The sequence below is a fragment of the Chthoniobacter sp. genome (assembly GCF_040003245.1).
Lineage (GTDB): Bacteria > Verrucomicrobiota > Verrucomicrobiia > Chthoniobacterales > Chthoniobacteraceae > Chthoniobacter.
Map to the genome: position 1 here is coordinate 1 of NZ_JBDUCX010000376.1, position 4104 is coordinate 4104.

Genomic DNA, 4104 nt, shown 5'->3' on the forward strand with positions numbered 1-4104 from the left:
GGGTGTGACGGGCCGGGCCTTCATCGAAGGTGGAGCTGTAGATCTCGCAATTGACCGAGCGGCGGAAATCGGTGACCTCTTCCGGGCGTTCGTCGACCAGCAGCAGGATGAGATGCGTCTCGGGGGAATTGGCGAGAATGGAGAGGGCGATGTCCTTGAGCAGGACGGTCTTGCCGGTGCGCGGCGGGGCGACGATCAAGCCGCGCTGGCCACGGCCGAGCGGCGAGATGAGATCGATGGCGCGCGGGGTGATGGACTTATGCTTGGTGTTCTCGAGAATGATGCGCTCGGTGGGGTGCAGCGCGGTGAGGCGGTCGAACTCGGTCGTTTCCACCCAGGATTCCACCGGGATGTCCTCGATGGTGAGGACGCGGTCGATGGTCATGAACTTTTCCCGGTCGCGCGGCGAGCGGATGCGGGCGGTGAGGCGGTTGCCATTGCGCAGGAACAACTGGCGCTCGACCTGGGTGGGGACATAGACGTCCTGCGGGAGCGAACGGAAATTGTAACGCGGCCAGCGGAGGAAGCCGGAGCCTTGCGGGGCGAGCTCGAGGATGCCGTCGGCAAACAGCTCCGTGCCGCGCTGGGAGTAAGCCCGGAGAAGGTCGAAAACGATGTGATGCCGGGTCTTGTCGGGATTGATGCGGAAACGCAGGGCGGCGGCGCGCTCGAGCAATTGGCCGAGGGTCTCCCGATGCAATTCGTCGATCCAGAGCTTGGCGGGGACGGGCGCCTCCGGCTCGGGCGTGGGGGCAGGAGCGGTGGCGGTGGGAACGACGGCGGGCGCGGTTGGTTCGGGCGCTGCTGGTTCGGGCGAAGGAGGGGCGGGATCAACCATGGGGGAAGCGGCGATGGAGGGCTCCGGCAAGGAGTCGGGCTTGCCGGTCGAGGCAGGAGTCGGAGGAGTCATTCCAGATGAGGTAGTCGGCTTGGGCGACTTTCGTCGTGAGGTCGAACTGCGAGGCGATGATGTTTTCGGCAATTTCGTTGGGGAGTTGGCGTTGTTCGCGGAGCCGGGCCCGTTGGGTACGGGGCGCACAGGCGACGACGATCACCGCGGCAAAGTGGCTTTGAGCGTTGGTCTCGTAGAGCAGGGGAATATCGGCGCAGAACCAGTGATCGCTGCGCGCCGCTTCCCCGGCCAGCCCCATCCAGCGGTCGCGGATGATGGGGTGGAGAATCTGCTCAAGGTGACGCCGCTTTCCGGGATTGGCAAAGACTATTTCGCGCAGGCGCGCCCGGTCGGGACGACCATCCTGCCCGATGACGTCATCGCCAAACGCGGCCACGACGGCTTTTTGCACGCCCTCATCCTCCGCGAGCAGGTCATGCGCGCAGCGGTCGGCGTCGAAAATTTCCGCGGACAAATAGCGGAGCAAGGCCCGGGAGAAACTGGATTTCCCCGTAGCCACGCCCCCGGTAATGCCTAGCGCCGGCACCGGTGCCCGGTTATTTCGACATCAGCGGCAGCTCTTGCAGCGGAGCGATCTCCGGCGGAGCGATCGTCTCAATGATCTCTTCCTTCTCGTCATCGGCGCGAACGGGCTCACCGGCGGCGTTGATGAGGCGGGCGGAGACGAAGATCACCAGGTTGCGCTTGATGTGCTGGTCGACGCTGGAGCGGAAGAGGCGGCCGATGATCGGGATGTCACCGATGATTGGCACCTTGTCTTCGACTTTCTGGACGTCTTCCCGGATCAAGCCGCCGAGGACGACGGTCGAGCCGTCATAGACGCTCACGCTGGTCGTGACCTTGCGGGTGCTGAAGATGGGCTGATTGATGACGTTCGGCGTGATGACGTTCTGCTGGCTGGCGCCGGTGAGGGGGTTTGTGGTCGTCGACGTGATCGGGCTGCCGTAGTTGATGAAGCCTTCAAATTCAACGACTTGCGGGACCAGGTTGAGATCGATCGTATAACCATCGGGACCGACCACCGGTTCCACCTCGAGGGTGACACCCGTATTGCGCGTTTCAAACGCCGTGGGGGTGGTGGGGGTAACTGGGAAGGAACCGCTCGACGAGACGCCAACCGCGCCCGTGGTGAGCACGGCGGGGCTCTGGAAGGTCTGCGGGATCTGAGGAGGCGTGAACTCCGTGGGATAACGGAACTCGCGAATGATCTCGATGACCGCGCGCTGGCCGCTCTTGGTCGTCACCTTGGGCGAGGACAGGAGATCGACGCCCTTTTTCTGGTTGAGCGCGCGAATGACCAACTGGAACTGCGGATCGGTGAATACACCCGAAATGGCGCCGATGGCCGGGGCCAGCGAGGTCGCGCCACTGACGGGGAAGAGCAGGGCATCGATGGCATTCGAGCTGATAGCGAGGTTGCCGCTGCGGTTGCCGGCGGTGAGCGGATTGGTACCGACAGGGACGCCATCCGGACCGAGGAAGGGGAAATCTCCGGTATTGCCAGCGGGCGAAGTGCCGAAGGTGCCGCCACCGAGGAAGACGTTCTTGGTCGCCGGAGCATTGAACTGCCCGACCAGCCAGTCGAAACTGAGCTCCTTGAGGTTGTTCTGCTGGATTTCCACGAACTTGGACTCGATTTCGACCTGCACGGGGCCGCCGGTCTGGGGAGAGCTAATGATGGTGTCAACCAGATCGAGTTGATCCTGAGTATTGCGGACGATGAGACGGCTGCTCCGGATGATGTAAATGGCAGAAGCGTTGCCATTGAAGGCGACACCATTGGCGATGAGCCAATTCTTGGCCGATTCGCGATCGGCAATACCGCTGCCACCCTTGGAGGCATCACTGGCGCCGCCGCCGGCGCCGGCCACGGGAGCGGTCAGCGCATTCGCTGCGGCGCCACCGGCACCAGGCGTGCGAGGAATCAGATCCGGCTGGATCTTCCATTCCTTGGTGATGAGGACATCGGTGTTTTCCGTGATCGGGACGACGGAAACAGCGTAAGGTTCGACCTTGTACTTCAAGTTGGCGAGACCGGTGACGTATTTGAGCGCCTCGACCAAAGGAATGTTGGTCAGCGAAACGGTGATACGGGCGTCAGCCGGGTTGCCAATCGGGGCTGCGGCCACTGGGGCGCCCGCAGGGGCCGCCGCAGGCGCATCGAGGCCAGGAATGCCGGGGATGGCCGCGCCGCCAGCAGCCGCGCCGCCACCGGCGCCACCTGCATTGCCACCACCACCACCCTCCAGCTTGAGGACGATGTTCACGCCCTTCTCGCCGGCGGGTGAGAAGTCGTCGAGCTCGACGCTCTTCTTCTTCAAGAAATCGATGGCTTCACGGATGGTCGCTTCGCGGAATTCCAGCTTGGGAATGACGATGCGCTCCAGCTTCCGGCGGATGCGCTCGGTGCTGGCTTGGGGCGAAGTGTTCTCGACCACGATTTCGCTCTGGGTATTGAAGCGGCGGATGGGGCGCGCCCAAGCCATGTCCGTCTTGGCGATGGCGTCGGCCCGGGTCTCATTGTAGCCGGCGACTCCGTAGTCGCTCAGGGCGCGGTCGATCTTTTCCTCGAAACGGCGGGCGGCAATGTTCGTGGGATCGACGTTCAAGATCTGCTCGCAGCGCTTCTTCGCGACCAGGAAACGACCGGTGTCGTAAAGGCCCTGGGCTTCGATGAACCACTGTTTCACCTGCTCGATGTTCGCGCGGAATTTTGGCCCGATCGTCTTGTTGTAGTAGTCGGGCTGCTCGAGGCGGGAAAGGATGATGATGGCGCGCTTGCACTGCGGATCATAGCGCTCGTCGAGGACGACGCGCAGCGTGTTCTCGGCATCGGCATAGCGGCCTTCGGTGATGCGCTGTTCGGCGAGGCGGGTGCTCGCTTCGCAAAAGCCATGCAGCGCAGTGTTGTAGAGCGACTGCGAATTGGGCGCGTTGGGGATGATGTCGCAGGCGTTCTTGAAATAAGCCGTGGCCTTCTCGTAGTCCTTGTCCTTCATGGCCGCATTGCCACTGTCGATCGCATTACGTCCGCGGGTTTCGTAGTCGGCGCGGCGCGCTTTTTCGCGCTCGGCAACGCTTTCCACACTGCCGCGGTAACCGCCAGCGGCGAAGCTGACGGCTGGGGTGATGAGCATCGAGCTGACCAGCAACGAGGAGATGGTGGTCGCGAGAGGGGGTTTGGTCATGGC

At 63.2% G+C, this 4104-nt stretch carries 2 protein-coding genes and 1 pseudogene; all 3 read right to left on the reverse strand.

Annotated features, from left to right (window positions below):
* Positions 1-838 (reverse strand): annotated as a pseudogene (gene rho / locus ABJF10_RS29750) (transcription termination factor Rho); the annotation flags it as partial.
* Positions 831-1439, reverse strand: a complete 609-nt coding sequence (coaE, locus tag ABJF10_RS29755; protein WP_348548233.1) for a dephospho-CoA kinase — start codon at positions 1437-1439, stop codon at positions 831-833. The gene coaE and the pseudogene rho, both read right to left, overlap by 8 nt.
* Positions 1440-1449: 10 nt before the next feature.
* On the reverse strand, positions 1450-4104 hold a 2655-nt coding region (locus tag ABJF10_RS29760), incomplete at its 5' end, for an Amuc_1098 family type IV pilus outer membrane protein (protein ID WP_348548234.1).